The sequence below is a fragment of the Brevundimonas diminuta ATCC 11568 genome, from assembly GCF_000204035.1.
GTDB classification, from domain to species: Bacteria; Pseudomonadota; Alphaproteobacteria; order Caulobacterales; family Caulobacteraceae; genus Brevundimonas; species Brevundimonas diminuta.
The window spans coordinates 1-2,013 of the sequence record NZ_GL883083.1; the positions used below are offsets into that span (position 1 = coordinate 1).

A 2,013-nucleotide genomic window follows, 5' to 3' on the forward strand; every position below is an offset into this window, starting at 1 on the left:
CCCCGGAACCACGCGCGGCGCGCCCGCCTCGATGGCCGCGTCCAGGCCCTCGGCCGCCGCGGGACAGACGACGATGCAGCGGCGATGGTGGGCCTTGGCCGTCTCGGCGACCTCAAGGCCGAAGGCCTTCAGCTCCTTGCCCAGCCGCGAGCCGCCCTTGTCCTTGGGCGCCATGACGTCCAACCGACCGCCGGGCTTCAGCGCCTTCAGCGCCAGCGCCAGCGTATAGCGCCGCTCCACAGCGCCGGGCGGGGCGTACAGCATCACCCCGTCAGCCGATCCGGGCGCAACCGTCTCCAACGCCGTCGAGCCGGGGATCAGCGGCGAGGTCTGGGTCGCCGTCGAGGGCGGATCGAACACCGCGGGCGGGCGGCCGTAGAGAAGCATGGTCATGCGCTGCCTATAGTCCTTTCTCCCACAAACGGTGAAGGGTTCGCGGGTGACACCCCCGGCCGAATACGGCACAACGGCCGCCATGTTGGACTTCCCCCCGCCCGCTGACTTCTCGCCCACCCTGGACGAGGCGCGGACCCTGCTGGAGCGCGTGTGGGGCCATGCCGATTTTCGCGGGCTTCAGGCTTCGGTGATCGAGGAGGTTCTGGCCGGGCGCGACGTGCTGGCCGTGCTGCCGACCGGCGGGGGCAAGAGCGTCTGCTATCAGGTGCCCGCCATCCTGCGCGAGGGCGTGGGGCTGGTCGTCTCGCCGCTGATCGCCCTGATGACCGATCAGGTCGAGGCGCTGAAGCAACAGGGCGTGGCCGCCGCCCGGCTGGATTCCGGCCTGACCATGGACGAGCGTTCGGCCGTCTGGCGCGCGGCGCGGTCGGGCGAGCTGGACCTGCTGTATGTTTCGCCCGAAGGGCTGGCGTCGGGGTCCATGCTGGAGCGTCTGGCCGAACTGCCCATCAGCCTGATCGCCATCGACGAGGCGCACTGCGTCAGTCAGTGGGGCCACGATTTCCGCCCCGACTATCGCTCGCTGGGTCGTCTGGCCGAGATCTTCCCGCGCACGCCCCGCATCGCGGTTACGGCCACCGCCGACGCCCGTACGCGCGACGACATTCTGGCCTCGCTGAAGCTGGGCGAGGCCCGCGTCTTCGTCGACAGCTTCGCCCGACCGAACCTGCAACTGATCGCCGAGCGCAAGGTCAACGGCTCACGCGCTCGCACCGACGCGCGCGTGGTCGAACTGGTGCGCGAGCGGCGCGGGCGCTCGGGCGTGGTCTATTGCGGCAGCCGCGACGGATGCGAGCGGGTGGCCGACGCACTGAGGGACGCCGGGACCAACGCCATCGCCTATCACGCCGGGTTCGACGCCCGCGAGCGCGACCGGCGGCTGGAGCGCTTTCTGGCCGAGGACGGGACCGTGATGGTGGCCACCATCGCCTTCGGCATGGGGGTGGACAAGCCGGACGTGCGCTTCGTCATCCACGCCGATCCGCCCGGGAGCCTTGAGGCCTACTGGCAGGAGATCGGCCGCGCCGGGCGCGACGGCGAACCTGCCGAAGGGATCACCCTTTACGGCCCGTCGGACATCGCCTGGTCCCTGCGCCGTCTCGACAGCCGCCCGATGGCCGAGGAGGTCAAGCAGGTCCAGACCCGCAAGGTTCGCCAACTGTTCGCCATGCTGGACGGCGCGACCTGCCGCCCGCAATCGGTGCGCCGCTATTTCGGCGAGCAGGACGCCGAGCCGTGCGGCGTCTGCGACGTCTGCGGCGACCCGCCCGCCACCTTCGACGCCCTGGTTCCGGCGCAGAAGGCCCTGGCGGCGGTGCAGCGGCTGGGCGAACGCTTCGGCCGCACGCGCGTCATCGACCACCTGACCGGCCGGACCAAGGACGTCCAGCCGTGGGAGGCGGGACTGTCGACCTGGGGCGTCGGGGCCGATCTGTCGCTGATCGGCTGGCGCGACGTCATCGACCATCTGATGTTCGAGGGCCTGCTGGTCGAGGATCCCAACGACGGCAAGCCCCTGATCCGCCTGGGCGACCCGCAGGCCGTGCGCGCCGTCTA

At 71.0% G+C, this 2,013-nt stretch carries 1 protein-coding gene and 1 pseudogene; one reads left to right on the forward strand and one right to left on the reverse strand.

Annotated features, from left to right (window positions below):
• Nucleotides 1-393, reverse strand: a pseudogene (locus BDIM_RS00020) (methyltransferase); the annotation flags it as partial.
• A gap of 82 nt (nt 394-475) precedes the next feature.
• On the opposite strand from BDIM_RS00020, the gene recQ reads away from it, so the two are divergent.
• A partial coding sequence (gene recQ / locus BDIM_RS00025; protein WP_040344417.1) for a DNA helicase RecQ occupies nt 476-2,013 on the forward strand: 1,538 nt, incomplete at its 3' end.